The following is a 25,523-nucleotide window of genomic DNA, read 5'->3' on the forward strand; positions in this document are numbered from 1 at the left end:
AACAGGAAACGCTGATGTACCTCTTTTAGCGTAGGAGGGCCGGGTGCAGGGCCGTCGGGTTTTCGATCACCGGTCAGGCGTGCGGTTAATGACGCTCCAGGGATTTTGCTATACATTTTCCGGCCGCCCACTGCATGGTGAAACCGCTTCATGTCTCTTGCGCTCGAACGTCTAGTCGCTGGCACGCCTATCCCTTTCGCCGGGAATCGTGTCTCTGTGGTCAGCCCCGAATTGGCCGCGCGCTTTCAGCCCGGGGACCATTTGCTGGTGGAGCAGGTCAGCGGCGAATTGTTGCTGATCCCAGTGGCCGACCAGCAAGCGGCGGCCATTGCAATCGAGCGGGCCGAAGCGGCTTTCAGCGCAATGTCCGCGGTCTCCGATCAAGCCATCAGCGAGTTCTTTGATCGCTTCGCCCAACGCCTGGAAAACCCTGACTGCTGGGCCTTGATCGAAGCCGCCAACCTGGCCGACATCGAGCGGGCCAAGGCCCGTGGGCGTTCCACCACGCGGCTTCTGGCGGATGAGCGCATGCGCCGCGACATGATCGCCGGCCTCAGGGCCTGGCGTGATGCGTCGGCCACGCGCGGCAAAGTGGTCAGTTGCATCGAGCATGACGGCTGGAAAGTCGAGCAAGTGGTCTCGCCGCTGGGCATCGTCGCGTTCGTCTTCGAAGGCCGGCCGAACGTCTTCGCCGACGCCGCCGGTGTGTTGCGCACGGGTAACACGGCGGTGCTGCGCATTGGCAGCGATGCGTTGGGCACAGCGCAAGCCATCGTCACCCACGCGCTGAATCCGGCACTGAGCGACGCCGGTTTGCCGACCGGCGCGGTGTCGCTGGTGGAAAGCGTCAATCACGCCGCCGGCTGGGCGATGTTCGCCGACCGGCGACTGTCGCTGGCGGTGGCCCGTGGTTCGGGTCGCGCCGTCAGTCAATTGGGCAGCATCGCCCAACAGGCCGGCACCGCCGTCAGCCTGCACGGCACTGGTGGCGCCTGGCTGATCGCCGACAAGGACGCCGATGCCCAGCGCTTTGCCGCGGTAGTGCGCAACTCGCTGGATCGCAAAGTCTGCAACACGATGAACGTCTGCCTCATTCACCGTGACCGCGTCGCCGAGTTGCTGCCGCTGTTCCTCGACGCACTGCAACAGGCCGGCACCGCACGCGGACAGGGCTGCAAATTGCACATTGTCGAAGGCAGTGAGCCGTACTTGCCAGCCGATTGGCAGACCGCCAGCGTTGAGGTGTACCGCGCCGAAGGCTACCAGACCGAAGCGTTGGCCGAACCGCTGCCCGAGGACCAGTTGGGCCGCGAGTGGGAATGGGAAGAAACCCCGGAAGTCAGCCTGAAGATCGTCGATGACCTGGACCGCGCCATTGCGTTATTCAATCGCTATAGCCCGCAGTTCACCGTGTCGTTGATCAGTGAAGATGCCGCGGCTCAGGAACGCTTCTACAGCGCGGTCAACGCACCGTTTGTCGGTAACGGGATTACCCGCTGGGTCGACGGACAGTACGCGCTGAACAAGCCGGAACTGGGGCTTTCGAACTGGGAGAGCGGTCGCCTGTTTGCTCGCAGCGCGATTCTCTCGGGAGATGGGGTGTTCACGATCCGCAGTCGCATGACCCAGACGGATCTGTCGGTCAAACGCTGATCCAGCGCCACGACCCCAGTCAACGGCCGCACTATACTTAATGTGCGTCCGTATGGGCGTGGCGAGCACTCCAAAACGAATCAGATGTCCATAACGCTCGCCTGAGCGTCAAGGCTGCACAGCCAATGGACGGGCAGTGCATCTGATGACGGAGAGAGGGTTACACCATGAAACTTCATTCCTTTCAACAATACTCTCATGATCTGGAAAGGGGCGTTCACGACACGTGGATTACCGCCAGGGTGAAGTCAGCCTTGGCAATGGATGAACCCAGCCTTGGCCTGCAAATCCATGTCAAAACCCACGGAGGCACGGTGGCATTGAGCGGCCGCGTCAACACCCATAAACAGTGTGAGCAGGCTGTAGCTCTGGCCCGTTCGGTTCAGGGCGTCGTCGAGGTCGATGCCAGAGACTTGCTGACTCACGTGTTCACACCAGGCAGTATTCCAGAACCCCCCAACGCCGAAGAGAGCGCTGAAATTCGGCCACAATCTTCAGCAAAGATGGACGATAAATAACCCGGTCGATCGTGTCAGTGCAGCGCGCCCGTGAGTCGGGAGCGCTGCGTCGATCGTCTCTGCCAGTGGATACCCACTTCAGGCGGCTGCTTCTATGGATCGGGCCTGAAGGGCGCAGGTGTCCGGATACTCGGCGAGCGCCACAAAACGGCGGCTGTCGGCATCCAGGGCGTCAATCGAACCGGTCTCGATGTCGTAAACCCAACCATGCAAATTCAGCAGGCCTTTCTCCTGAGCCAGGCGCACGCTCGGATGCGTCTGGATATTGGCCAGTTGCGCGATGACATTCTCCCGAACCATTGAACTCACCTTCGCCGCTTCATTGGCGTGAGAGCGGGATTCGTTGATGACTTTCGCTGACTCGGCGTGCTGCAACCAGCCGCTGACGGCGGGCAGGTGGTCCATGCATTTGCACTTGGCGACGGCGGTCATGGCGCCGCAGTCCGAGTGCCCGCAGATCACAATGTCGGTGACGCCGAGCACTGCGACCGCGTATTCGACCGTGGCCGACACACCGCCGGGGTGAGGGCTGTAGGAAGGCACGATGTTGCCGGCATTGCGGATCACAAACAGTTCACCGGGTTCTTGTTGGGTCAGCAGTTCCGGCACCACACGGCTGTCGGAACAGGTGATGAACAACGTGCCCGGATGCTGGGTGGTGGCCAGATGTTTGAACAGGTCGGTCCGTTGCGGAAAGACTTCTTTCTGGAACTTTAAAAAACCTTCGATGAGCGCTTTCATTGCGATGTCCTCATACGTGAATCGAATGATTATTTTGTAGCAGCTGCCGAGCCCGCGAGGCTGCGTTCGGCTGCGCAGCAGTCGCCTGGGCTGCGAGGACTACGTCCTCGAACGCAGCCTCGCGAGCTCGACAGCTGCTACAGGGGATCGCGTGTCACAGGTGGAAATTCGACTCGCCTGTCATCCACTTAGAAAGGACGCAGTGGCAGGAACTTGCCGTCGAGGGTGATTACTGCGCGGGAGCCGCCTTCCGGGTCTTCGACTTTCTTCATGTCGAGCTTGAAGTTGATCGCACTGATGATGCCGTCGCCGAATTGCTCATGAACCAGGGCTTTCAGGGTCGTGCCGTATATCTGGATCATTTCGTAGAAGCGGTAGATGGTCGGGTCGGTCGGGACACCCGAGAGGCTGCCGCGCAACGGGATGATCTGCAGGCGGGCAACGGTGTCGGCGTCCAGGTCGAGTTTTTCGCCAATCACTTTGGTGGCGCTTTCCGGCAGCGGGTGCTGACCGAGCAGGGCGGCAGTGACGTAGGCCAGACCGAGGCCGGTGCCGTCGGTCAGGTCCTGCCAGGACAGGTTTTTGCGCGCTTTTGCATCGAGGAGCAACGTGGTCAGGGCCAGGCTTGGGTCGTTGTAAGCGTGGGACTGTTGCATGGTATTTCTCCTGTCGGGAGTGATGTTGCTTGGGTGTGGAGCCATCTTCTGCCGATCGATCCATAGCGTCCAAGATCGATATACAATGCTGCGCATAAGCACAGCCTATAGATGGTGATTCCCCATGCTGCTCCGACATTTGCGCTATTTGCTGGCGGTCGCCGACCACGGCGGTTTCACCCGCGCCGCCGAGGCGCTTCACGTTTCGCAACCGACCCTGTCCCAACAGATCCGGCAACTGGAAGAAACCCTGGGCGTCAGCCTGTTCGACCGAACCTCGCGCACGGTGAAACCCACCGATGTGGGCGAGGCTTACATCGAATGTGCTCGTCGGGTGCTGGTGGAACTGGAGGCGGGTAAACGTGCGCTGCATGACGTAAAGGACTTGTCCCGCGGCACCTTGCGGCTGGCCATGACCCCAACGTTCATGGCGTACCTGGTGGGGCCGCTGGTGCGTGATTACGTGGCGCGGTATCCGAACATCCATTTGCAGATTTTCGAGCTGTCGATGGATGACATCGAGGCCGGTCTGGTGGATGACTCACTGGACATCGCCATCGCGTTTACCCAGGTCAGAAATGCCGACATCGAGTCGATCCCGGCGTTTACCGAGACCTTGGGCGTCATGGTGGGGCGAGATCACCCGTTATACGAAAGCCAGGTCACGTTGTCCGCGCAAGAGGTCGCGCAACTGGAATTTGCGCTGCTGGCCCCCGACTTCGTTACCCGCACCCGCATTGATGAGTACTTTGCCCAGGAGCAGATCACGCCGAAGGTGGTGATCGAGGTCAACTCGGTGAGCACCTTGCTGGAAGTCATTCGGCACACGGCCATCGCCACCGTCCTTCCGGAGCCCATTGCCACCGAGGACCGGGCATTGCGCAAAATCCCGTTGTTGGGGGAGGCTCCCAAACGAGGGGCCGCGCTGCTTCGACGCAAAAACAACTATCACAGCGCAGCGTCGGTGGCTTTTATGGAGCTGGTGTTGGGTGCGGCTGCAGGTGAGTCGACGACATCAGTCTTCTATTAATTGGCACACACCATTGGGCGCCTTGCCCGTGGAGGACACCGTGACCGAGTCGTCATCGGAGAGGAGGATCGAGATGACGACGCCCGAACCCTTGGCTTCGAAACGGCGATCGTCAATGGCTTTGGTCTCGGCTTCCTTGCTGTTGATCAACACCGGTCCGTCCTGATCCGCGTGGACGATGATTTTTCCGGGGCAGTCCGCATCGAACAACGGAACGCCGGTGATGCTGTTTGCATGGGCAGCACTGGCCATTACGAGCAACAGCAAGCCTGTCAGTTGTATGTTCATCACAATCCTCCAATGATCCAGTGCACACGGTTAACCATAGCGTTGTTTGGTGCGCACGAGACAAACAAAAAGGCCCCGCTCGATATGACGAGCGGGGCCTTTTTATGGATGGGGTGTGGAGGTATCAGTAGAACCGATCAATCACCCGAACTTCGTTCTGGTTCTGCATCGAGGCCCAGGCCTGTTTCAGCGTTTGCAGAACATTACCGATGAAGTCCTTGTCAGCCGCGGCTTTCTTGCCGACATAGCCTTGGCCGCGACGGTACATCTTCAGTCGGGCGAGCAGGTTCTGGTTGTTCTTGTCGAACTCCGCTTCATCAGCGTGCGTCGACAGGCAGTCGATATGCACCTGGCCCGACTTGCTGATCCACAGAATATGGCTGTCATGGCTGTCTTTTTGTACAGCGAACAGATGAGCCAGTTCATCGATAGTGGGTTGATTGTTCAGATTCATAGTAAACCCCTTGACCATTTGGTGATCTTTCAAAGTTGATTCGCTAATACAGGTAGCCCATCGGTTAGTTGATCCCTGGCACCGAAACCAGGACGTCAGCGGTCGGCCGCCAAAATGACGGGGTCCCGCGTCTGTTGCATGTAGTCGTGTTGAATAACTGCTACGCAATAGCGTCACAACGAGGAGAAGCGGCGAAAACCTTCTGGCCACTGCCGACGCTTTCAGGGTCGACCACAAGCTTCATGAGGATTGATCGCCAGCGCTTCTCGTCCTTGTACTGGACGTTCAGGCCAGGTCAGCTTCTTCAATCTGCCTTGTGGGCAGCGTGTATCCGGGAAAAACAGCTCGGCGGTCAGACGAGCTTGCTCAAACGTGTTGCCTGTTCTCCCGATCGGGGAGACGTCTGCATCATGCAAGGGCAAATCGGAGGCGTCAACGGTTTTGTAGTGATTATTTTTGGTCACTACATATTGTCGGACAAAGTCGTTTGGAATTAAAAAGCGGAAGGGGAAAGCGCCAGTCAGGACGCTGGCAGCGATGTCTGGAATCGGTAAACGGTGCAGGGATAACCGTCTACCGGCAGCTGAAGCAGGGTGAACTCGCCATGGGTGAGATCGGTCAAGACCCGGGCCCAGAACCGCCGCGCAGGCTGATTCACGTCGAGGTGGAAAATTTGCCATTGACCGGGGAACCGGCTCAAGAGGGTGGAAACGACAAACTTCGCGACGCCTTGGCCACGAAAGCGTCGACTGACAAAGAAGTAGCCGATGTTGTACTCGGCGCCGTGAGTATGGGTTTCATCATCCACCGTCACGAAGCCGGCCAATTCACCGTCGACCTTGATCAGAAACGGCTTGGTTGCGGGTTTTCGCCAGTAACCCGGTTTGGGCTGGGCGTTGAAGAAGCCATGTTCACCGAGCTTCAGCGGCAGCCACTCGCTGAAGTCATACATGTAGAACTGCATCAGGTTTTCAATCGTTTCCAGTTCGTCGCGCTGGGCGGCGTGCAGTTCGATCAAGGGCATGTTGATTGCTCCTGAGGTGCAGGCCATCCGTGGCCCAGGCGTGATCACTCAGTGGGGGCGAAATCGTATTTCCCACCTTTTTTCAGTGCAGCTTGATAGGCCGGGCGAGCCTGAAAGCGTTCAATCCAGGCCGCTATATGAGGATAGTTGCCGAGCTTGCCCTGGGCTCTGGCGATCTCGCCGATAAAACTCATCTGGATGTCGGCGGCGCTGAACTCATCGCCCAGCAGGTAATCGGACTGGCTCAGAGCCGTGTCGAGGTAGCCCAGGTAGTTGGCCACCTCCGAATTGATCCGTGGATGCAACGGCGCGCCGGCTTCACCGAGACGCCCCACGTACAGGTTCAACATCAGCGGCAACATCGCCGAGCCTTCGGCGAAATGCAGCCACTGCACGTATTCGTCATAGGCGGGGGTGGACGGATCGGGTTGCAGGCGACCGTCGCCATGACGGCGAATCAGGTAGTCGATGATCGCCGAGGACTCAATCAGCTTTTGCGCGCCGTCTTCGATGACCGGTGATTTACCCAAGGCATTGATCGCTTTCAATTCGGGCGGTGCCAGGTTGGTCTTCGGGTCGCGCTGATAGCATTTCAGCTCGTAAGGGATGGCCAGTTCTTCCAGCAACCAGAGAATCCGCTGGGAACGGGAGTTGTTCAGGTGATGCACGATAATCATGGTCGAAGCCTTATCAGAAAATGGGGTTGTCGCTGGACTTGAAGAACACTAGACCCTTTTGGCTCGCCCGAAGTGCCCTCAAGCCTTGCTCGCCGGTTTTGCCGCGCGCTTGGTGCCGGTCGAGGGCTTGCGTTTGGCGGGCTTGCGTTTGTTTTTCCACGGTGTGGCACCGCGCCCGGCGGGGCTTGCCGGTCCGCTGATGGTCAGGCTCAGGCCGGCGCAACGGGCGACCTGTTTGCTCATCCACGCGGCTTGCTTGGTGACGAATTCTTCCAGGGTCATCTCGCCACTTTGCACCATGTCCAGCGCCTGCTCCCAGATCGCTGTGGTCCCGGGGTCGGCGATGGCACGCGGCACCGCATCGATCAGGCTGAACGCGGCCGGGGTGGCGGCCAGGGCCTTGCCGTTCTTGATCAGATAACCACGGTCGAGCAGGCCCTGGATGATCGAGGCGCGGGTCGCTTCAGTGCCAATGCCGGTGGTGTCCTTGAGTTTCTGCTTGAGCAGTGGATCTTCCACCAGTTTGGCGACGTTCTTCATCGCCTTGATCAGATCGCCTTCGGTGAACGGTTTGGGCGGTTGCGTCCAGAGGTCCTTGAGCTTGACGTCGGCCACCGCGCAGTCACGTCCTTCGGCCAATGCCGGCAGCGTTTGCGGCGCCGGTGCTTCGCGGCCCTTGGCCGGGGCAAGGGCTTCGGGTAGGGCGCGCTTCCAACCGGGTTCGACGATCTGCTTGCCGACGGCACGCAAGGCTTCACCGGCGCAGTCGAAGTCGGCCTGGGTCCGGTCGTATTCATGGTTGGGCAGAAACTGCGCCAGATAACGCGCGCGGATCAGGGTGTAGACCGCCCGCTGCTTGCCCGCCAGCCGCTCGAGGTTTTTCGCCGCAGCGGTGGGGATGATGCCGTGGTGAGCGCTGACCTTGGCGTCGTTCCAGGCCCGTGAGCGGCGCTGAGGCTCCAGGAAATCGTTCAAGGCGTTCAGTGCCGGATCAGCCTGCCTCAGCGCGGCCAGAATGCCCGGTGCTTCGCTGTGCTGACTCACGGGCAGATAACCGCAGTCGCTGCGTGGATAGGTGATGACCTTGTGGGTTTCGTACAGGGCCTGGGCGATGTCAAGGGTTTCCTGGGCGCCGAGCCCGAGCTTCCTCGAGCAGACTTCCTGCAAGGTGCCCAGATCGAAGGGCAGGGGGGCCACTTCGCGCATCCGCTCGGTACGCAGTTTGATCACCCGGGCACTCGCCGCACTGCCAATTGCCGCCGCTGCATTTTGCGCCAACGCCTGATTCAGGCAGCGATCCTGATCGTCGCAAACCTCGGAGGCCGCACGCCATTGGGCGGTGAACGCGGTGCCGTCGTGCAGCAGTTGCACATCGATGGCCCAATAGGCGACCGGCACGAAATCGGCGATGCTGCGGTCGCGATCCACCACCAGGCGCAGGGTCGGCGTTTGCACCCGACCGACCGGCAAAACGCCCTGATAACCGGACTGACGCCCCAGCAGTGTGAACAGCCGACTCATGTTCATCCCGATCAGCCAGTCGGCCCGGGAGCGCCCGAGTGCCGAATGGTAAAGGCTAAAGGTCTCGGCCCCCGGCTTCAGGGCTGCCAGCGCTTTGCGGATCGACGCATCGTCCAGCGCCGACAGCCATAGCCGCTGGATCGGCCCGCGATAACGGCAATGCTCCACCAGTTCCCGGGCGATCATCTCGCCCTCACGGTCGGCGTCGGTGGCGATCACCAGTTCGCTGGCCTCGCCGAGCAGCCGCTTGACCGCTTTGTATTGGCTGGCCGTACGCGGTTTGACGGTCATCTTCCACTTCTCTGGAATGATCGGCAGATCCGCCAGCACCCAGCGCTTGTAACGCGCGTCATAGGCGTCCGGCGGCGCGGTTTCCAGCAGATGGCCGATGCACCAGGTCACCGTGACGTCCGTTCCCAGCCAGCAGCCGTCGCCACGGCGCCTGGCGCCGAGGACGGCCGCAATGTCTTTGGCCTGGGAAGGTTTTTCACAGAGGTACAGCCGCATAACCACCATCGCTCATCAACTGTCGAGAGGCGGACAGAATGGCGGCTGATGAGCGATGGGGCAATCTTTATCTGTATGGATGTACAGTCGGTGCGTTGCGATTCATTGCACAGGCGCCTCAGTAGTTCAGGTTAACCACCGGTTGGTCCAGCTTCGCGCCGGGCTCTCGCCTGAGAATGGTCAGCAAGGCAGCGGTAATGACGTTCACATCATTGTCGAACCCGCCGTGGGAGGTGTCCTTTTTGGTGCCCGCGCCATAGTTCATTTGTGAATCGTTGAAGATATGCAGGGTTTGCGTGAACGCTTCGGGAAGCCCACGACCCGTTGCGGCAAACCCGGCCGGAATGGTTTTTCCCCAGTAAAACTGGTTCCACTGTTCGGTCATGCTCTTGGCGGCAATGTTCCACTCCGCCACATCGGGATTGCTGAAGTCCTGGAAGTTCTTGTCCAGGCTCTTGGCCATGCCCAGCAGCGGCATGCGTTGCAGTTCTTCGTAGGCACGGGAAACGAGGTACAGCAGTGACTTGTGGTACACGCCGATGACGTTGTCATCCTGTTCGCGGCTGTCGGACATCATGTAAATGTGGAAGTCCTTGCGCTTGAGTCCTCCACCTTCGATGACTTTGCGGTAGGTCTGGTTGGCGAAATCGAGGGTGCAGGCCGGGGCCATCAGCGTCGACGTGTCGATGGCCAAACCTCTGGCTGAGAGCAGTTGAATCAAGTGGCCATTGATCAGGGACCCCGCGGAATGGCCGATCAAATGCAGTTCGACGTTCTTCTTGCCCATGTCGGCAACCAGGTTTTTCAGGTTCTCGGCCATTTCTACCAGCCCGCGCGGGGTAAAGCCTGCGACTGAGGCGGCTTCGGCGTTCTGCTTCATCTGACTCCACTGATCGCCGCCGAGTTTTTTGGTGGCCAGTTCCACCGTTCGATCAAAGCCTTCCAGGGCTTTGTCCTTGAGGGTCTTCAACATATCGCTGATGCCGCCAGCCTCGGGAAACAGCCCTGGGAGGGCATCCTTGACGATGTCGGCAAACGTCTCCAGCGCCCCGGTGCGCCAAGTGACAAACAATGGATAGATGCCGTTTTCAAGAAAGTAGGGCGCCATCGCGCAGATTCGATTGATGGAGTCCTGCTCGGAATTGAGCCCGCCGTGGGCGATGACGGCGATGCGCAGCACGGCGGGTTTGTTGGCCGCCGGGAGCTTGTCGTACCAGGCGCGCGGTGACTCGTAGACGATTCGCTTGACGCCCGCGCGGACGTTTTCGACGTCGGTGAGGCGGGGGCCGATACTGCCGTTGTTTTCCAGCACGATGGTCAGGCCATACGCCTGATCCATGGTCAACAGGGGAGGTCCTTTGCGAGCGGTATCGCGGGCACCGGCGGTGAACAGCGAGAAACCTTCGCGCTTGGCGCTGGAGCTCGACAGCGCGCTGCGAAACGCTGATTGAACATCGGTCCGGGAGCGTGAAGGCCGCGCGTTGTGCGATAACGCGCCGTGTTCAATCGGCACACCGAGGGCCACGGTCCAGGCATCGGTGCCATTGGCCAGCCAGTCCTCGAACGTCAGGATGGCGAAGCCCGAGAATCCCCAGTCGGTTGACCAGGAATTCTGCACGATGAAGCCCTGATGGGTGTAGCCGATCAAGGCAAAGGCGTGACCGCCCTGGCTGGTTGTCGGCCATTTGATGACGGGCAGCTGAGACATGCTCTGGAACACCGCCGGCGGACGTTTTTTGCCTTTGGGCTGCATCAGTGCCCAGCCCTGATGCACATTGGCGGAAACGTAAAGCGCACCCGCTTCGTACAGCGCCGCCATCATGGCGGTGATGTCGTCTTTCTCGACGCGGTAGTAAACCCCCAGCGGCCGGGTCACGGCGTCTGTTGCCCAATTTTCGGCGGGCGCTTCAAACGCCGGACCGATCCGTCGGGCTTGACGGTATAGGGCCACAGTTCCTCCGCGCAGACGCCGTGCTTATGCCATCCCTTCAACGCGCCGCGACAACTGGAACCGGTGTAGTCTTCTCCCGGCCATTCGTCATAAAGTTTGGCCAGATGATAAAGCTGACGCGGGCTCGTCTTGATGGACGCCCGGTCCCGCAGCCACAACAGATAGTTGACCACCGCCGCCAGCCCGAACCCTGTGCACGCACCTTCGTTGCCTTGGTAGAGCACCAGGCCTTTACCCAGGTATGCGGAGAGTTCGGTGGCAATGTCTTTGTCGGCGGGCCAGGAGGGCGGCAGTGACTGGACCCGTGGGGTGAAGATCCGATCACGCAGGTCGAGGCGATCGGGACGGGCATCCAGGGTGATGATTTTCTGATCGAGGGAAAACTTCGTGGCGGGCATGTGGGGACCCTCAAGTATCTGAGACTCGAACCCCCACGCCACGACTGCCTGACTGCGCAGTAGGGGTGACAACGGTGCTATTGATCGTAGACGATGTTTCGCCGACTTCGACTATTCAATTCGGTGGAAGGACGCATGGACCTTGCCGTGCAGGGACTTGGCGTTACCTATGCCGTCGAGGGGGCTCGTCGGAGCGCCGCATCGTCCCGTTCGGCTGCGAAGCCGTCGTGAGTGCAGAATCTGGGTTATACCTGAAAGTCGTGGTCTCAGGTTTTGGGGCTGCTGCGCCGCCCACCGCGGGCAAGCATCGCTCTCACAGGTTCATCACCGTCATGAGGAACGTATTTCATGAAAAGCACCGGTCCTAGTCCTGTCATCACCATTGCAGAGCAGCCAGGCTGCCTGCTTGTAAAGTTTCACGGTATTCAGGTGGCCGCGTCCGCACGGGCGCTGGTGTTGCTCGAGGCCAACTATCCTCCGGTGTATTACGTACCGCGGGAGGACATCGATGAAAAATACTTTGCCCGCACCGATCACACGAGTTATTGCCCCTACAAGGGCGATGCCAGCTATTTCAGTCTGCAAGTCCCGGGGCATGAGGGCGCTAACGCGGTGTGGAGCTATGAAGACCCCAAAGTGTCGGTCGATCAGATTCGCGGCTACATGGCGTTCTATCCCGATCAAGTCACGTTTGAGGTACTCAAAGACGTCGAGTGAGGGTCGCTTTCCAGGCATCAACGAAAACGCCGCGCATGGGCGCGGCGTTTTATGGTCAGGTGTTCAGCTCATCGAACAGCATCCACCAGCGTGGATTCATCAATCTGACTAATCGAGGTCACCCCGGTCAGGGTCATGGCGACGCGCATTTCCTTGGCGAAGATATCCAGCATATTCTCCACCCCGCGTTGACCATCGGCCGCCAGTGCATAGGCCATTGAACGCCCCAGCAATACGCCTTTTGCGCCCAGCGCCAACATCCGCACGACATCAAGTCCCGAGCGGATGCCCGAGTCGACCAGCACCGTCAGATCATTGCCGATGGCTTGCATGATCGGCGGCAAGGCCTTGGTGGTGGAGAGCACGCCGTCCAGCTGTCGCCCACCGTGGTTCGACACGACAATGCCGTCCGCGCCAAAGCTGACCGCGTCTCTGGCATCCTGAGGATCGAGAATGCCTTTGATGATCATCGGGCCTTTCCAGAACTCGCGAATCCACTCCAGATCACTCCAGCTGATCGAAGGGTCGAAGTTGTTGGCCAACCAGCCCATGTAGTCTTCGAGCGTGACGGCTTTGCCAAGGTACTTCGAGATATTGCCCAGGTCGTGTGGACGTCCCATGACGCCGACGTTGAATGCCCAGTCGGGTTTGGTCATGGCCTGAAGCATTCGCCGCGATGATGCAAAAGGGCCTGACATGCCCGAATGTGCGTCCCGGTATCGGGCGCCGGGCGTGGGCATGTCCACGGTAAACACCAGGTTTTTCACACCGGCGGCCTTCGCCCGCTCCAGTGCATTTTTCATGAAGCCTCTGTCCTTCAACACATACAGCTGAAACCAGATGGACTGTTGGCTTTGTGCCGAGACTTCCTCGATCGAACACACCGAAACCGTTGATAGACAAAGCGGGATGCCTTTATTTTCCGCCGCTTTTACCGCCTGCACTTCACCACGGCGGGCGAACATACCCGTCAGCCCTACCGGCGCCAATATGATCGGCATTGAAAGTGGTTGATCGAAGAGGGTGGTTTCAAGGCTCAGGGTTTCGACGTTTTTCAGAATGCGCTGACGCAGGCTGATGCCGGTCAGATCAGCACTGTTGGCCCTCAGCGTGTGCTCTGCATAAGCCCCACCATCAATGTAATCAAACAAAAAACGTGGGAGTTTGCGACGTGCTGCCTCGCGATAGTCGGATGCCGATGAAATGATCATGGTGCCTCGGTCTGGTGAGTGGCGGGGCGATGGTTGCGTCGAGCGTAGGATCAGATTAACGAAAACGCCCCGCATTGCGGGGCGTTTTTTTGCCTGTGCTGTCAGTTGGTATCCAGGTCTACGTTCTTGGTCTCACGCAAACAGATCATGCCCACCACCAGACTCACCCCGGTAATCAGCACCGGGTACCACAGCCCGTAGAAGATGTCCCCGGTGTACACCACCAAGGCAAACGACACCGTTGGCAGGAAACCGCCGAACCAGCCATTACCGATGTGGTACGGCAGGGACATCGAGGTGTAGCGAATGCGGGTCGGGAACAGTTCGACCATCAGCGCTGCCAGCGGGCCGTAGCACATGGCGGAGATGATGATCAGAGCGACGATCAGCGCCACGATCATCGGTTTGTTGACCAGCTGGGTGTCGGCTTTTGACGGATACCCGGCCAGGGTCACGGCGCCACGCAGGGCCGCTTCATCGTAACCATCGAGTTTCACTTCACCGACGCTGACCTGCACGGCGCTGCCGGCCGGTGCGGCTTCGCTGTTGTAAGGAAGGCCCTGTTTCACCAGGAAGGTTTTGACCTTGTCGCACGGGCTGTCAAATTTCGCCTTGCCCACCGGGTCGAACTGGAAGGTGCAGGTGGCCGGGTCCGCCAGCACGGTGATCGGTGCCTGACGGCTGGCCTGGTCGATGGCCGGGTTGGCGTAGTGGGCGATGGACTTGAAGATCGGGAAGTACAGTGCAGTCGCCAGCAACAGGCCGATCATCAGCACCGGTTTGCGCCCGACTTTATCCGACAGCCAGCCGAAGAAAATAAAGAACGGTGCGCCGATGATCACGCTGACGATCAACAGACTATTGGCCAGCGCCGGGTCCATTTTCAGGAACTGGGTGAGGAAGAACAGCACGTAGAACTGCGCCGCGTAGAAGGTCACGGCTTGCCCGGCGTTGATGCTGAACAGGGCGATCAGGACGACTTTCAGGTTTTCCCATTTGCCGAAGGAATCGCGCAGCGGCGATTTGCAGAGCTTGCCTTCTTCCTTCATTTTCACGAACGCCGGCGACTCGTGCAGGCTCATGCGAATCCAGGTCGAGATGCCCAGCAGAATGATCGAGAACAGGAACGGAATCCGCCAGCCCCAGACTTCGAACTGGTCACCGGTGAAGTAGCGGCAACCGAGCACCACCAGCAGCGACAGCAGCAAGCCGAGGGTCGCGGTGGACTGAATCCAGCTGGTGTGGAAGCCGCGTTTTCCCATCGGTGCGTGTTCCGCGACATAGGTCGCAGCGCCGCCGTATTCACCGCCCAGGGCCAGGCCCTGAAGCATGCGCAGCACCACAAGGATGATCGGCGCAGCAATGCCGATACTCGAGTAGGTCGGTAGCAGCCCGACGCAGAAGGTCGCCAGGCCCATGAGGATGATGGTCGCAAGGAACGTGTATTTACGCCCGATCATGTCCCCCAACCGGCCAAACACCAAGGCGCCGAACGGCCGCACGATGAAGCCGGCAGCGAAGGCCATCAGCGCAAAGATGAACGCCGTGGTGTCATTGACCCCGGCGAAAAACTGTTTGCTGATCACCGCCGCGAGGGCGCCATAGAGGAAAAAGTCATACCACTCGAAGACCGTCCCGAGCGACGAGGCGAAGATGACTTTCTGGGTTTCCTTGCTGGTGCCCGCGCTGCGCACGGCTTCCAGAGGCTGAACATGTTCTGACATATCGGTATCCCTCACAGTGATTGTTTTTTTTGTTCCACTGGTGTTGCGTAGTCCTTGTAGCGGTATTTCAACGTCCGTAAATCTAGTACGACTCCTTGTGGGAGCGAGCCTGCTCGCGAAGGCGTCGTATCAGTGCACATCAATGTTGGTGGTCTACCGCTTTCGCGAGCAGGCTCGCCCCCACAAGGGGAGTGATTGCAGGGGTGGTAAGGATCAGTTGTGCCGCTTTTTCGGCAATCATCAGCGTAGGCGAACAGGTGTTGCCCGAGGTGATGCGCGGCATGATCGAGGCGTCGGCGATGCGCAGGCCCGGGATGCCGTGGACTTTGAGTTGCGCATCGACCACGGCGTCCGCGTCATTGCCCATGCGGCAAGTGCCGACCGGATGGAAGATGGTGGTGCCGATGCGGGCGGCGGCTTCGTGCAATTGCTCTTCACTCTGCAAGCTGTCGCCGGGCAAGTACTCGACCGGATTGAATGCTTGCAGGGCCGGTGCCGCGACGATGCGGCGGGTCAGGCGAATGGCATCCGCTGCCACCCGCAAGTCTTCCGGATGGCTCAAGTAATTGGGCTGAATCAGCGGCGCTTCCTGCGGATCGGTGGAGCGGATCTCGACGCGGCCACGGCTTTGCGGGCGTAGATCGCACACTGACGCCGTGAAGGCAGGGAAGGCATGCAGTGGCTCACCGAAGCGCTCCAGCGACAGCGGCTGAACGTGGTACTCGAGATTCGCCGATGTCTGCTCCGGCCCCGAACGGGCGAAGGCCCCGAGTTGGCTCGGCGCCATGGACAGCGGACCGCTGCGGTCATACAGGTAACGCAGGCCCATGCCCATTTTGCCCCACAGGCTGCCGGCGATTTGGTTAAGGGTGCGGGCGTTTTCCAGTTTGTAGATCAGGCGCAGTTGCAGGTGATCCTGCAGATTGCCACCCACGCCGGGCAGCTCATGGGCAACGCCGATCCCCAAGCGTTGCAGCAGCGGGCGAGGGCCGATCCCGGAACGTTGCAGGATGCTCGGTGAGCCGACGGAACCGGCGCACAGCACGATTTCCTTGCGCGCCTTGAAGGTTTTCGCCTGACCCTGCCAACGCGCACTGACCGCTGACGCACGGCCGTTTTCCAGCAGCACGCGGTCGACTTCGACATCGGTCAGAACGGTGAGATTGGGGCGGTTGCGGATCGGTTTGAGAAACGCCTTGGCCGCGTTCCAGCGAATCCCGGCCTTCTGGTTGACCTGGAAGTAGCCGCAGCCTTCGTTGTCACCCTGGTTGAAGTCATCGATGCTGGCGATGCCGCTTTGCTCGGCGGCGCTGCGGAAGGCATCGAGAATCGGCCACGACAGCCGCTGACGTTCGATCCGCCATTCACCGGCAGCACCGTGGAATTCCGAGTCGCCGGCAAAGTGGTTTTCGCTTTTTTTGAACAATGGCAGGACGTCTTGCCAGCTCCAGCCGGGATTGCCCTGGGCCTCCCAGCCGTCATAGTCGCCGGCCTGGCCGCGCATGTAGATCATGCCATTGATCGAGGAGCAGCCGCCGAGCACCTTGCCACGCGGATAACTCAGGGCGCGACCTTGCAGGCCGGGTTGCGCTTCGGTCTTGAAGCACCAGTCGGTGCGCGGGTTGCCGATGCAGAACAGGTAACCCACGGGGATGTGAATCCACGCATAGTTGTCGCGGCCGCCGGCTTCGAGCAGCAACACCCGATTCTGCGGGTCGGCCGACAACCGATTGGCCAGCAAACAACCGGCCGGGCCGGCACCGACCACGATGTAGTCGTATTCATCCAGGGAAGTCTGCATCCGTGACCTCATGTTGTTGTTCTTGTTGTCGGTCATCCTAGTTGTTAGCTTTCGTCAAAAGAATGTTAGTTTTTGCGCAGCCGCTGTGCGTTTTTAAACAGCCCCACCTCAAGGACGGTTCATGTTCGACTGGAATGACCTGCGGTTTTTTCTCGAGTTGCAGCGCAGCGGGCGTTTGCTCACCGCTGCCCGCCGTTTGAACACCACCCACGCCACCGTGGCCCGGCACATCGAGGCCATCGAAAAGAGCCTCGGTACTGCGCTGTTTGTTCAGCACGCCCAGGGTTATGAGCTGACCCCGGCCGGTGAAGCGTTGCTCAAGCACGCCGAAGCGATGGAAAACGTCGCGTTGCTGGCTCAGGAAGAAATCACTCAGTCGAGTGCACCGTTAGGCAAGATCCGCGTTGGCGTAACCGAAGGGTTGGGCATCATGTTCCTCGCCAGCCGCATGAACGGCCTGTTTGAACGCTATCCGGGATTGGAAGTGGAACTGGTGGCGGTGCCGCGCTTTGTCAGCATTCTCAATCGCGAGGCCGAGATCAGCATCCACCTCGAACGCCCGGCGGCCGACATGCTGGTCACGCGCAAACTGACTGACTATCGATTGGCGCTGTACGCCAGCCAGGAGTATCTCGACCGTTCGCCACCGCTGCGCAGCCGCGAAGACCTCGCTCGTCATGCGTGGATTGGCTATGTCGATGACTTGCTGTTTAGCCAGGAACTGATGTTCCTCAACAGCTTCTGCCGCAATCCGCAGGTGGTCTTTCACAGCACCAGCGTCATCGCCCAGCAACAGGCTGCGCGCTCAGGACTGGGGATCGCCGTGCTGCCGTGCTACATGGCCAGCGCCGATCCCGGCCTGGTGCCGTTGCTGCCGGATGAGAGTATTCAGCGCAGCTACTGGATCAGCACGCGGCGTGAGCTGCACAAATCCGTGCGGTTGCGGGTGTTGTGGGATTACGTGGTGGGGTTGTGTGAGGCCGAGCAGGCGTTGTTGCTGGGATAAGGTTTGTCGTCCAGTCTATTGAATGACGACAAGGAGCGTTATCCGACACTCCGTCGCGATAAAGGGAGCTTGCAGCATGACCGAAGATACAAAAGTGAAAGGCCCGGCGTCGTACTTCCCGTCAATCGAGAAAAAGTACGGGCAGCCAATCAGTCACTGGCTGGATCTGCTGGGAACAGTGAGCGCAAAGAAGCATATGGAAATGGTGGCGTGGCTGAAGACTGAACACGGTATGGGGCATGGGCATGCGAATGCGTTGGTTGCGCATTATTTAGCGAGCGCTAAAACGTGAGGCACCTGTAAGTGCTCCTACAGGGGGGCGTGTTTCAGGCGAGGATTTCGAATGAGGTGCTGGCCAGGCGCTCTCCATTCACCAGCACGTGCACGGCGTGTTTGCCCACGTAGTGTTTGCGGGTGGTGAGTTCCTTGATCTGCTGGCTACGGGCAATGGTCTCGGTAGCTTTACCGGAAAGCGTCAGCGCCTTGAGCTTGAACACCTTCGCCGAGGTGCTGCCGTTGGCTTTGACGTAATCGATCGCGTAGTCGATCACCAGTCGCTGACTGTCCTGGACCGTGGATTTCACGGCGAAGGACAGGGTGATTTTTTCACCCAGACGAATCACCGCCGGTTGCACCTTCACATCGATGATCTCGACCTCAGGCTTGCCGCCCGCGCCAATGATCGCCAGCGCGCGTTGGTTGCCCTGTTTGATCAGGCTGCGCAGGGCGTGTTTGGCGATCCATGCGGTGTGTTTGTTGTCCCGCGACCAGCCTTCAATCAGGTCCAGCACCCATTCGGGATGATCCTTGGTGATGTCGTTGAGGTGGTTGGCCACGGACTTGCGCACGTAAAGACTGTTGTCGGCCTTGAGGTTGTCGAGGATCGCCGCCGCCAATGTTGGGTCAGCCTGGATCTGTTCCAGTCGGAACGACCATGGCAGGCGCGGTCGGCTGCCTTCGCTGGCCAGGCGGCGGACATGCTCGTTTTCGTCCAGGGACCACTCGTGCAAGACCGCCAGTGAGCGTTCGATGTCGCTGCGCAGGAAATGGCGGATCGCGAATTCCGAGGAGCCGAAGGTGGTGAAGTATTTCAGCGCGTCCATGGACTGCTCGAAGGCATGTCCGCCGTAGGTCGCGACGTAATGCGGCAGTGAGATGCTGACGAAACCGCTGTTCAGCCGCGGAGCGAGGGCGCGCAGCACCTCGAGCGTCTCTTCGTAACTCAACGGCAGCACCGCGTGCAGGCATTCGCTGACCCGGGCCATGCGCTGCATGATCGATAACTCGGCAAGCCCGTCGTTGGCCAGTTTCAGGAAGGCCTTGGCGTTGAACGCTGGGTAGACGGCGGTCATCTCGGTGGCGATGTGTTTGAGGCGGTCGGCGTTGAAGATTTCTTTCAGGGCGGGAGCGGGTTGGTCAGCCATAGTAGGTTCCTATTCCTAAATCGATCGTTAGAGGCTCAAACCTTGTCCGATTGCTCTGCCAACTGATCCGACTCAAACAACCTCGCCAGTTCCACCCGGGCTTCCTGCGCCGTCTGCAATACCTTCGCCGCATCGTCATAAATCGCATGCTGGGCTTCCAGCACCTGCTCGTCGTGATGCTTGAAGCGCTTGATTCGCGCATCGGCCTGGGCTTGGGTCAAACCCAGGCCAACCAGCGTGCGCCGGCTCATTTCCAGACTCGAATAATAGGTTTCCCGAATGGCCTCGGCGCCAAGGTCCACCAACCGGTGCACATGCTGACGGTTACGCGCCCGGGCGATGATTTTGATGTGCGGGTAGAGTTTGTGCACCAACTCGGCGGTCTTGATGTTGGTGTCCGGGTCGTCGGTGGCGATGACAAAGTATTCCGCCTGCTCGACCTTGGCCGCACTGAGGATCTCCGGGCGCATCGGGTCGCCGTAGAACACCGGCACACCGCCGAAGCTGCGCGACAGTTCGATGGTTTCCACCGAGGTGTCGAGGGCGACGAACTTGATGTTCTGCGCGCGCAAAATCCGCGCAACAATCTGCCCCATACGGCCCATGCCAGCGATCACCACGCGTGGCGTGTCGGTATCGATCTCGCGGAATTTCTCCGGCACCACCACCGGTTGAACCCTGGGGCTGACCAGTCGCGCGCACAACAGCAACAGCAGCGGCGTCACCGCCATGGACAACGTGATGGTCAGCACCAGCAAGTCGTACAGGCGCGGCTCGAACAGTCCCTGGTCGCGGCCGATCTTGAACACCACAAACGCAAATTCACCACCGGCCGCCAGCACGATGCCGAGGCGAATCGCACTGACCTTGCCCAAGCCACCGGCCAACCGACCGACGACAAACAGCAGCGGCAATTTGATTGCGATCAGCAACAGGGTCAGGCCCAGCACCGTGATCGGCGCGCTCAGGAGAAGACTCAGGTTGGCGCCCATGCCGACGCTGATGAAAAACAGCCCCAGCAGCAATCCCTTGAACGGCTCGATTTGCGCTTCCAGTTCGTGGCGGTATTCGGAGTCCGCCAGCAGCAATCCGGCGAGGAACGCTCCCAGTGCCATGGACACGCCGACCAGGTCCATCAACCACGCCGTGCCGATCACCACCAGCAACGCAGTGGCGGTCGAGACTTCCGGCAAACCGGTCTTGGCCACCACCCGGAACACTGGGCGCAGCAGGTACCGCCCACCGATCACCACCACCGCGATGCTGCCCAGCACGCGCAAGCCGTGATTGAGGCCTTCGCCAGCGCTGCTGGTGTGATCACCGCCCGCCAGCAACGGCACCATGGCGATCAACGGGATGGCGGCGATGTCCTGGAACAGCAGAATCGCGAATGCCAAGCGCCCGTGGGGGCTGGTCAGTTCCTTGCGCTCGGCCAGGCTTTGCAAACCGAACGCCGTGGACGACAGCGCCAGGCCCAAGCCCAGCACGATCGCGCTGTTCAACGGTTGGCCGAACACGAACAACGCCAGCACACCAATCACCGAGCCCGTCAGCAGCACTTGCGCCAGGCCAACGCCGAACACCGATCTGCGCATCACCCACAAACGTCGCGGCGACAGTTCAAGACCAATGATGAACAGCAGCAACACCACCCCGAGTTCGGAAATGTGGCTGACGCTTTGCGGATTGCCAATCAAGCCCAGCACCGATGGCCCGATGATCACGCCGGCAAACAGATAACCCAGCACCGCCCCCAGTTGCAGGCGCTTGGCCAAGGGAACGGTGAGCACCGCCGCGAACAGAAACACGACAGCGGCTTGCAACAGGTTGCCTTCATGGGGCATGACAAAAACTCCATTAACTCGGTACGGCGGGGGTGACAAGGATAAAGGCTGGCGCTTGATGCGTCAGCCATGAACATACAACGATGTTGCCTGATGCACCGCCTTCGCGAGCAAGCCCGCTCCCACAGTGGATCTCCAGCGAGCATGGAATTCGTGGGCGACGCTGATCAAATGTGGGAGCGGGCTTGCTCGCGAAAGCGGTGGATCAGGAGAAATAGATTTCGTTACATGTTGCATCAATTGGTTACATTTATAGGATAGGCTGATCAATCTGTCCCGTTCCCGAGTACGCACCATGGCCATCAACTTCGACCTTAACGACTTGCAAGCCTTCCGCGCCGTGGTGGAGCAGGGCAGCTTTCGCAAGGCGGCCGACGCGGTGCGGATCTCCCAGCCAGCCCTGAGCCGGCGCATCGAAAAGCTCGAAGACGCCCTCGGTGTGAGGTTGTTCGAGCGCACCACACGCAAGGTCAGCCTGACCCAGGCCGGACGCGGTTTTATGCCGAGCGTCGAGCGTCTGTTGGACGACCTGGACGTGGCGTTATTGGGCATCAGCGAAGTCGCCTCGACCCGCCTCGGTCATGTCACCGTCGCCTGCGTGCCTTCAGCGGCGTACTACTTCATGCCGCGAGTGATTGCGCACTACCACCGGCAGTTTCCACGGATCAAGGTCAAGGTCCTCGATTCCAGCGCCCATGAGGTGCTGAGCGCGGTGGTCAACGGCGAGGCGGATTTCGGCCTGAGTTTCATGGGCACCCTGGAGGCGGAAGTGGAGTTCGAGCCGCTGGTACAGGAAGGTTATGTGGTGGCGTGCCGGCGCGATCATCCGTTGGCCGGGCGCAGCAGCGTGACGTGGGATGAGTTTTATCAGCAGGACTATATCTCGCTGGACAAGACGTCCGGCAATCGCTTTCTGCTGGATCAGGCGCTCACGGGCATCGTGCCGCAGCGATCGAGCATCTGCGAAACCCGGCATGTGACGACGATGATTGGTTTGGTCGAAGCGGGGTTGGGCGTGGCAGCGGTGCCGTTGATGGCGATGCCGGCGGCGGATCACCCGATCCTGACGCGGGTGCCGCTGACCGATCCGCAGGTGATGCGCAGTGTCGGTTTGATCAAGCGCCGGGGTCGTACCTTGACCCCGGCAGCACTGGAACTGGAACGGCTGGTGGTGGAAATGAAAGTCCAGGTCAGTGACTGACTGAGTCCAGCCCGGTGGCTTTCACATCCGGCTGAACGGCGGAGGAGGCCAGGTAGTCCAGCAATGCCTTGGCCTCGGCCGGGTGTTGCGCACCGACCGGAATGCCGGCGGCGAAACGCGTGACCGACTGCACCGACTCTGGAATCTTCGCCACAAAACTCACGCCCGGCACCGGCAGCAACTCGCTGACCTGTTGGAAGCCCAGTTGATAGTCACCGGTGGCAACCACTGAGCCCACCGGGATTTTCGCAACCATCGTCGACTTGGGTTTGAGCTGGTCTTCGATGCCCAGCCGTTTGAACAATTGTTCCTCGATGTACACGCCACTGGCGCTGTCGGAATAGGCCACGGACTTCGCGTCGAGCAAGGTCTTTTTCAGGCCGTCGACAGAGCTGATGTCCGGCTTCGGCGCGCCTTCGCGCACCACCAGACCGATCCGCGAGTCAGCCAGCTCGACCCGTGAGGCGGGATCGACTTTGCCTTGCTTGATCAGGTCATCGAGGGCGTAGCCGACCATGATCACCACATCGGCCTTTTCACCGCGAGCCAGGCGATTGGGGATCGCTTCCGGCGCCTTGCCCATCGAAGGGCCGAGGGCGGTGTCCAGTGTGTTACCCGTGGAGGCGGCGAATTTCGGGCCGAGGACTTTGTAGGCGGCGGTGAAACCGCCGGAGGTCATCACGCGAATCTCTTCGGCCTGGGCGACGGTGCTCAGAGCCAGACTGGCCAGCAAAGTCAGGGCAGCAAAATTGAATAGTTTCTTCATGGTCATGTGCGCTCAAAGGGTTCAGGACATCGACGGCTGCAAGCGACCGGTCGAACGGCGATAGAGATACAGCGTCGCGCACAGGGCACAGAGCGCGGCAAAACTCATCCAGTAGCCGGGCGCAGCCTTGTCGCCGGTGTACTGGATCAGGAAGGTCGATATCGCCGGTGTGAAACCACCGAACACCGCCGTGGCCAGGCTATAAGCCAGGGAGAAACCGGCAACCCGAACTTCCACCGGCATGATTTCCGTCAGCGCGGCAATCATCGCGCCGTTGTACAACCCGTAAATGAACGACAACCACAGCAGCACCAACAGCATGTTGATGAAACTCGGCGCCTGCACCAGATACGTCAGCGCCGGATATGCCGTGGCCAATGTCAGCAGGGCCATGGCGATCAGCACCGGGCGACGGCCGATGCGGTCCGACAGTGCACCGCCAATCGGCAGCCAGAAGAAGTTCGAAACGCCCACCAGCAAGGTCACCAGCAGCGCATCAGAAGTACTCAGGTGCAGCACGGTTTTGCCGAAGGTCGGTGCGTACACGGTGATCAGGTAAAACGCGGTGGTGGTCAGGGCGACCATCATCATTCCGGCGAACACGATCACCCAGTTTTGCGCCAACGTGCGGAACACATCGCCCATGCTCGGGCGGTGTTTACGGGCGGCGAACGCTTCGGTTTCCTCAAGGTTGCGGCGCAGGAAAAAAATGAACGGCACGATCATGCAACCGACGAAAAACGGAATCCGCCAGCCCCAGTCGGCAATCATCGCCGGCGCCATCCATTGGTTCAGGCCATAGCCCAACGCCGCAGCGACAATGATCGCCACTTGCTGGCTGGCCGACTGCCAACTGGTGAAGAAGCCTTTGTTGCCGGGCGTGGCGATCTCCGAGAGGTACACCGAGACGCCACCCATTTCTGCGCCGGCCGAGAAGCCTTGCAGCAAACGGCCGATCAACACGATGGCCGGGGCGAACAGCCCGATGGTTTCATAGCCGGGCACCAGCACAATCAAAATCGTGCCGCTGGCCATGATCGACAGGGTGACGATCAACCCTTTGCGCCGGCCCACATCATCGATGTAGGCACCCAGCACCACGGCGCCCAACGGTCGCATCAGAAAGCCGGCGCCGAACACCGCGAAGGTCATCATCAGCGAGGCGAACTCGCTGCTGGCCGGGAAGAACACGGCAGCAATCTGCGTGGCGTAAAAGCCGAAAAGGAAGAAGTCGAATTGTTCGAGGAAGTTGCCCGAGGTGACCCGGAAAATCGCACTGGCCCGGGAGCGACCGGAAGTCGCGGGCCGTTGGGTTGATGCTGTCATAGACGTGTACTCCACCGCTTTTATGACGTGCACCGCCTGGACGCGGCGCACGGTTCTTATTGGGGCGGATAGTGGAGCAGGGTGATCGATATGTTAATTGCATTGTTGGCATGCATTAATGCGTGAAGCGGATCAATGTGGCCCGTAAGGAATGATTCGCTGTATATGCAGTCGGAGTTCTGGTAGCGCGACATCACAGGAGGATCTCCCCATGAACAGCAAATCCCTCATCGCCGCCTTGGCCATTGCTGCCGGCGTTGCCGGTATCAGTCCCATTGTTCAAGCGGATGACTCACCGCAAAAAACCGTCCAGCCGGGGGTTAACAACTCCCGCCGACTGGTGATGGGTGATCGTGCCCCCGACGTTTACCAGCGCAGCGAAAAAGCCTTGGTCAACTGGAAGCAAAAAGGCCTGAAAGCGCCGAAGGCTCAGGCGCAGTGGGTGCAGATCAACGACAAGTACATGATGGTGATGATCACCAACGGGACGATTATTGATATCACGCCAGTGGAGCGTTAGGCCGCAAGCAACATTTAGCCATTGAAGGCTGATTGAAATCGCCTGCGGTTCCGGTAAAGCTCGCCGGCGATTTCATTGACTGGATGTCAGGAGTGGCTCGTTGGAAAAGAAACCCCTTTACCGCAAGGTCAATACCCGTACTTGGGGTGTCCGGCGTAACGAAATCACGGGGCATTACCGGCATCAGCGTAATACCAAGACTGAAATCCAAAACGTTGAGCTTCGGGGTTCGATGCATGGAACTCGTCGGCACGGGTTCGATTACACGCCGTTGTTCCGGTTTTTGCTGTCCCGCGTCGGTGGGCGGTGGGATGAAGTGTTCAGCGAAGCGGTGGCTCGCCTCGATCGGCCTGAACCGGTGTTCTGGATGGTGGCTCTGCATGAAAACGAAAGGCAGGAGCAGGTGCGTTTGGGGGAGTCGAGCTACTTCAGTGGCTTGTATGTCGATGATCAAGGGTGTCTGCGGATCGTCAATCCCGAGCTGACGGCCGAGCGCATGACGCCTAACTGTTATTGCTGTACCCACACCTTCAATGGTGTTCCTTTTGGTCAGCGCAAGCACTGA

Annotated in this window: 25 protein-coding genes; 9 read left to right on the top strand and 16 right to left on the bottom strand. The window is 59.8% G+C overall.

The features are described 5' to 3' along the window. Positions 1-150 precede the first annotated feature (150 nt). Together ASC74_RS12710 and ASC74_RS12715 are read left to right on the top strand one after the other, a co-directional pair. Positions 151-1,653 carry an aldehyde dehydrogenase family protein gene (locus ASC74_RS12710; RefSeq protein ID WP_056741683.1) on the top strand — a complete coding sequence of 501 codons (1,503 nt, stop codon included), beginning with the start codon at positions 151-153 and terminating at the stop codon, positions 1,651-1,653. Between the two features lie 167 nt (positions 1,654-1,820). Beyond that, entirely contained in the window at positions 1,821-2,171 is a 351-nt protein-coding gene (locus ASC74_RS12715) for a BON domain-containing protein (RefSeq protein WP_056741684.1), read from the top strand. Between the two features lie 78 nt (positions 2,172-2,249). Here the strand turns inward: ASC74_RS12715 and ASC74_RS12720 are convergent, their stop codons facing one another. Together ASC74_RS12720 and cynS are read right to left on the bottom strand one after the other, a co-directional pair. After that, the gene (locus tag ASC74_RS12720) at positions 2,250-2,912 is read right to left on the bottom strand and encodes a carbonic anhydrase (RefSeq protein WP_056741685.1); all 663 of its coding nucleotides are present in this window, start codon (positions 2,910-2,912) and stop codon (positions 2,250-2,252) included. Positions 2,913-3,100: 188 nt separating this feature from the next. Further along, positions 3,101-3,568, bottom strand: coding sequence for a cyanase (cynS, locus tag ASC74_RS12725; RefSeq protein ID WP_056741686.1), 468 nt, complete (start codon positions 3,566-3,568; stop codon positions 3,101-3,103). 124 nt (positions 3,569-3,692) lie between these two features. Between cynS and cynR the strand changes: the two genes are divergently transcribed. Next, positions 3,693-4,598, top strand: a complete 906-nt coding sequence (gene cynR, locus ASC74_RS12730; protein WP_056741687.1) for a transcriptional regulator CynR — start codon at positions 3,693-3,695, stop codon at positions 4,596-4,598. Here cynR and ASC74_RS12735 read toward each other — a convergent pair. The 7 genes from ASC74_RS12735 to ASC74_RS32105 form a co-directional block, all read right to left on the bottom strand. Beyond that, positions 4,584-4,886, bottom strand: coding sequence for a hypothetical protein (locus ASC74_RS12735; RefSeq protein ID WP_056741688.1), 303 nt, complete (start codon positions 4,884-4,886; stop codon positions 4,584-4,586). The genes cynR and ASC74_RS12735 overlap by 15 nt on opposite strands. Before the next feature lie 124 nt (positions 4,887-5,010). After that, positions 5,011-5,340, bottom strand: coding sequence for a hypothetical protein (locus tag ASC74_RS12740; protein ID WP_056741809.1), 330 nt, complete (start codon positions 5,338-5,340; stop codon positions 5,011-5,013). A gap of 520 nt (positions 5,341-5,860) precedes the next feature. After that, positions 5,861-6,364: a GNAT family N-acetyltransferase gene (locus ASC74_RS12745; RefSeq protein WP_056741689.1), complete on the bottom strand. Its 504-nt coding sequence runs from the start codon at positions 6,362-6,364 to the stop codon at positions 5,861-5,863. Between the two features lie 44 nt (positions 6,365-6,408). Next, on the bottom strand, positions 6,409-7,041 hold the full coding sequence (locus ASC74_RS12750) for a glutathione S-transferase family protein (protein WP_056741690.1): 633 nt from the start codon (positions 7,039-7,041) through the stop codon (positions 6,409-6,411). Between the two features lie 78 nt (positions 7,042-7,119). Next, positions 7,120-9,069 carry a DNA topoisomerase III gene (locus ASC74_RS12755; RefSeq protein ID WP_056741691.1) on the bottom strand — a complete coding sequence of 650 codons (1,950 nt, stop codon included), beginning with the start codon at positions 9,067-9,069 and terminating at the stop codon, positions 7,120-7,122. Positions 9,070-9,187: 118 nt separating this feature from the next. Next, on the bottom strand, positions 9,188-11,020 hold the full coding sequence (locus tag ASC74_RS12760) for a C1 family peptidase (protein ID WP_236713281.1): 1,833 nt from the start codon (positions 11,018-11,020) through the stop codon (positions 9,188-9,190). Then, positions 10,942-11,418 carry a hypothetical protein gene (locus ASC74_RS32105; RefSeq protein WP_236713283.1) on the bottom strand — a complete coding sequence of 159 codons (477 nt, stop codon included), beginning with the start codon at positions 11,416-11,418 and terminating at the stop codon, positions 10,942-10,944. Before ASC74_RS32105 ends, ASC74_RS12760 begins: the two co-directional genes overlap by 79 nt. 348 nt (positions 11,419-11,766) lie before the next feature. Between ASC74_RS32105 and ASC74_RS12765 the strand changes: the two genes are divergently transcribed. After that, on the top strand, positions 11,767-12,135 hold the full coding sequence (locus ASC74_RS12765; RefSeq protein ID WP_046048949.1) for a DUF427 domain-containing protein: 369 nt from the start codon (positions 11,767-11,769) through the stop codon (positions 12,133-12,135). A 68-nt stretch (positions 12,136-12,203) separates the two neighbouring features. Here the strand turns inward: ASC74_RS12765 and lldD are convergent, their stop codons facing one another. The 3 genes from lldD to ASC74_RS12780 all read right to left on the bottom strand — a co-directional run bounded on the left by lldD (position 12,204) and on the right by ASC74_RS12780 (position 16,871). Further along, positions 12,204-13,346 (bottom strand): FMN-dependent L-lactate dehydrogenase LldD, encoded by a 1,143-nt coding sequence (gene lldD, locus ASC74_RS12770; RefSeq protein ID WP_056741692.1) that lies wholly within the window; start codon positions 13,344-13,346, stop codon positions 12,204-12,206. 101 nt (positions 13,347-13,447) lie between these two features. Next, positions 13,448-15,070: an MFS transporter gene (locus ASC74_RS12775; RefSeq protein WP_056741693.1), complete on the bottom strand. Its 1,623-nt coding sequence runs from the start codon at positions 15,068-15,070 to the stop codon at positions 13,448-13,450. Between the two features lie 139 nt (positions 15,071-15,209). Further along, on the bottom strand, positions 15,210-16,871 hold the full coding sequence (locus ASC74_RS12780) for a GMC family oxidoreductase (protein ID WP_056741694.1): 1,662 nt from the start codon (positions 16,869-16,871) through the stop codon (positions 15,210-15,212). Between the two features lie 121 nt (positions 16,872-16,992). Between ASC74_RS12780 and ASC74_RS12785 the strand changes: the two genes are divergently transcribed. Both ASC74_RS12785 and ASC74_RS12790 read left to right on the top strand, forming a co-directional pair. Beyond that, the gene (locus ASC74_RS12785; RefSeq protein WP_056741695.1) at positions 16,993-17,877 is read left to right on the top strand and encodes a LysR family transcriptional regulator; all 885 of its coding nucleotides are present in this window, start codon (positions 16,993-16,995) and stop codon (positions 17,875-17,877) included. Positions 17,878-17,953: 76 nt separating this feature from the next. After that, positions 17,954-18,169: a DUF4287 domain-containing protein gene (locus ASC74_RS12790; protein ID WP_056741696.1), complete on the top strand. Its 216-nt coding sequence runs from the start codon at positions 17,954-17,956 to the stop codon at positions 18,167-18,169. A 34-nt stretch (positions 18,170-18,203) separates the two neighbouring features. On the opposite strand, the gene ASC74_RS12795 is transcribed toward ASC74_RS12790, so the two are convergent. Together ASC74_RS12795 and ASC74_RS12800 are read right to left on the bottom strand one after the other, a co-directional pair. Beyond that, positions 18,204-19,301, bottom strand: coding sequence for a DNA alkylation repair protein (locus ASC74_RS12795; RefSeq protein WP_056741697.1), 1,098 nt, complete (start codon positions 19,299-19,301; stop codon positions 18,204-18,206). A 35-nt stretch (positions 19,302-19,336) separates the two neighbouring features. Next, positions 19,337-21,145 carry a monovalent cation:proton antiporter-2 (CPA2) family protein gene (locus ASC74_RS12800; RefSeq protein ID WP_056741698.1) on the bottom strand — a complete coding sequence of 603 codons (1,809 nt, stop codon included), beginning with the start codon at positions 21,143-21,145 and terminating at the stop codon, positions 19,337-19,339. Positions 21,146-21,440: 295 nt separating this feature from the next. On the opposite strand from ASC74_RS12800, the gene ASC74_RS12805 reads away from it, so the two are divergent. Further along, positions 21,441-22,346, top strand: coding sequence for a LysR family transcriptional regulator (locus tag ASC74_RS12805; RefSeq protein WP_056741699.1), 906 nt, complete (start codon positions 21,441-21,443; stop codon positions 22,344-22,346). Here the strand turns inward: ASC74_RS12805 and ASC74_RS12810 are convergent. Further along, positions 22,336-23,112: a substrate-binding domain-containing protein gene (locus ASC74_RS12810; protein ID WP_056741810.1), complete on the bottom strand. Its 777-nt coding sequence runs from the start codon at positions 23,110-23,112 to the stop codon at positions 22,336-22,338. The genes ASC74_RS12805 and ASC74_RS12810 overlap by 11 nt on opposite strands. 21 nt (positions 23,113-23,133) lie before the next feature. Continuing rightward, positions 23,134-24,438 (bottom strand): MFS transporter, encoded by a 1,305-nt coding sequence (locus tag ASC74_RS12815; protein ID WP_056741700.1) that lies wholly within the window; start codon positions 24,436-24,438, stop codon positions 23,134-23,136. A gap of 211 nt (positions 24,439-24,649) precedes the next feature. On the opposite strand from ASC74_RS12815, the gene ASC74_RS12820 reads away from it, so the two are divergent. Beyond that, positions 24,650-24,958: an RcnB family protein gene (locus ASC74_RS12820; protein ID WP_056741701.1), complete on the top strand. Its 309-nt coding sequence runs from the start codon at positions 24,650-24,652 to the stop codon at positions 24,956-24,958. Positions 24,959-25,058: 100 nt separating this feature from the next. Continuing rightward, a complete protein-coding gene (locus ASC74_RS12825; protein WP_056741702.1) occupies positions 25,059-25,523 on the top strand; it encodes a hypothetical protein in 465 nt (154 codons plus the stop codon).

This window comes from Pseudomonas sp. Root329, from assembly GCF_001424925.1.
In the GTDB taxonomy this organism is placed as follows: Bacteria; Pseudomonadota; Gammaproteobacteria; order Pseudomonadales; family Pseudomonadaceae; genus Aquipseudomonas; species Aquipseudomonas arabinosi.

What these genes read in the sequence shown, in the direction of transcription:
- lldD (WP_056741692.1), bottom strand. Translation starts at nt 13,346, where the DNA reads ATGATCATTTCATCGGCATCCGACTATCGCGAGGCAGCACGTCGCAAA.
- ASC74_RS12745 (WP_056741689.1), bottom strand. Translation starts at nt 6,364, where the DNA reads ATGCCCTTGATCGAACTGCACGCCGCCCAGCGCGACGAACTGGAAACG.
- ASC74_RS12815 (WP_056741700.1), bottom strand. Translation starts at nt 24,438, where the DNA reads ATGACAGCATCAACCCAACGGCCCGCGACTTCCGGTCGCTCCCGGGCC.
- ASC74_RS12750 (WP_056741690.1), bottom strand. Translation starts at nt 7,041, where the DNA reads ATGATTATCGTGCATCACCTGAACAACTCCCGTTCCCAGCGGATTCTC.
- ASC74_RS12820 (WP_056741701.1), top strand. Translation starts at nt 24,650, where the DNA reads ATGAACAGCAAATCCCTCATCGCCGCCTTGGCCATTGCTGCCGGCGTT.
- ASC74_RS12795 (WP_056741697.1), bottom strand. Translation starts at nt 19,301, where the DNA reads ATGGCTGACCAACCCGCTCCCGCCCTGAAAGAAATCTTCAACGCCGAC.
- ASC74_RS12710 (WP_056741683.1), top strand. Translation starts at nt 151, where the DNA reads ATGTCTCTTGCGCTCGAACGTCTAGTCGCTGGCACGCCTATCCCTTTC.
- ASC74_RS12805 (WP_056741699.1), top strand. Translation starts at nt 21,441, where the DNA reads ATGGCCATCAACTTCGACCTTAACGACTTGCAAGCCTTCCGCGCCGTG.
- ASC74_RS12740 (WP_056741809.1), bottom strand. Translation starts at nt 5,340, where the DNA reads ATGAATCTGAACAATCAACCCACTATCGATGAACTGGCTCATCTGTTC.
- cynR (WP_056741687.1), top strand. Translation starts at nt 3,693, where the DNA reads ATGCTGCTCCGACATTTGCGCTATTTGCTGGCGGTCGCCGACCACGGC.
- ASC74_RS12720 (WP_056741685.1), bottom strand. Translation starts at nt 2,912, where the DNA reads ATGAAAGCGCTCATCGAAGGTTTTTTAAAGTTCCAGAAAGAAGTCTTT.
- ASC74_RS12790 (WP_056741696.1), top strand. Translation starts at nt 17,954, where the DNA reads ATGACCGAAGATACAAAAGTGAAAGGCCCGGCGTCGTACTTCCCGTCA.
- ASC74_RS12780 (WP_056741694.1), bottom strand. Translation starts at nt 16,871, where the DNA reads ATGCAGACTTCCCTGGATGAATACGACTACATCGTGGTCGGTGCCGGC.
- ASC74_RS32105 (WP_236713283.1), bottom strand. Translation starts at nt 11,418, where the DNA reads ATGCCCGCCACGAAGTTTTCCCTCGATCAGAAAATCATCACCCTGGAT.
- ASC74_RS12785 (WP_056741695.1), top strand. Translation starts at nt 16,993, where the DNA reads ATGTTCGACTGGAATGACCTGCGGTTTTTTCTCGAGTTGCAGCGCAGC.
- ASC74_RS12775 (WP_056741693.1), bottom strand. Translation starts at nt 15,070, where the DNA reads ATGTCAGAACATGTTCAGCCTCTGGAAGCCGTGCGCAGCGCGGGCACC.
- ASC74_RS12765 (WP_046048949.1), top strand. Translation starts at nt 11,767, where the DNA reads ATGAAAAGCACCGGTCCTAGTCCTGTCATCACCATTGCAGAGCAGCCA.
- ASC74_RS12735 (WP_056741688.1), bottom strand. Translation starts at nt 4,886, where the DNA reads ATGAACATACAACTGACAGGCTTGCTGTTGCTCGTAATGGCCAGTGCT.
- ASC74_RS12810 (WP_056741810.1), bottom strand. Translation starts at nt 23,112, where the DNA reads ATGAAGAAACTATTCAATTTTGCTGCCCTGACTTTGCTGGCCAGTCTG.
- ASC74_RS12755 (WP_056741691.1), bottom strand. Translation starts at nt 9,069, where the DNA reads ATGCGGCTGTACCTCTGTGAAAAACCTTCCCAGGCCAAAGACATTGCG.
- ASC74_RS12800 (WP_056741698.1), bottom strand. Translation starts at nt 21,145, where the DNA reads ATGCCCCATGAAGGCAACCTGTTGCAAGCCGCTGTCGTGTTTCTGTTC.
- cynS (WP_056741686.1), bottom strand. Translation starts at nt 3,568, where the DNA reads ATGCAACAGTCCCACGCTTACAACGACCCAAGCCTGGCCCTGACCACG.
- ASC74_RS12715 (WP_056741684.1), top strand. Translation starts at nt 1,821, where the DNA reads ATGAAACTTCATTCCTTTCAACAATACTCTCATGATCTGGAAAGGGGC.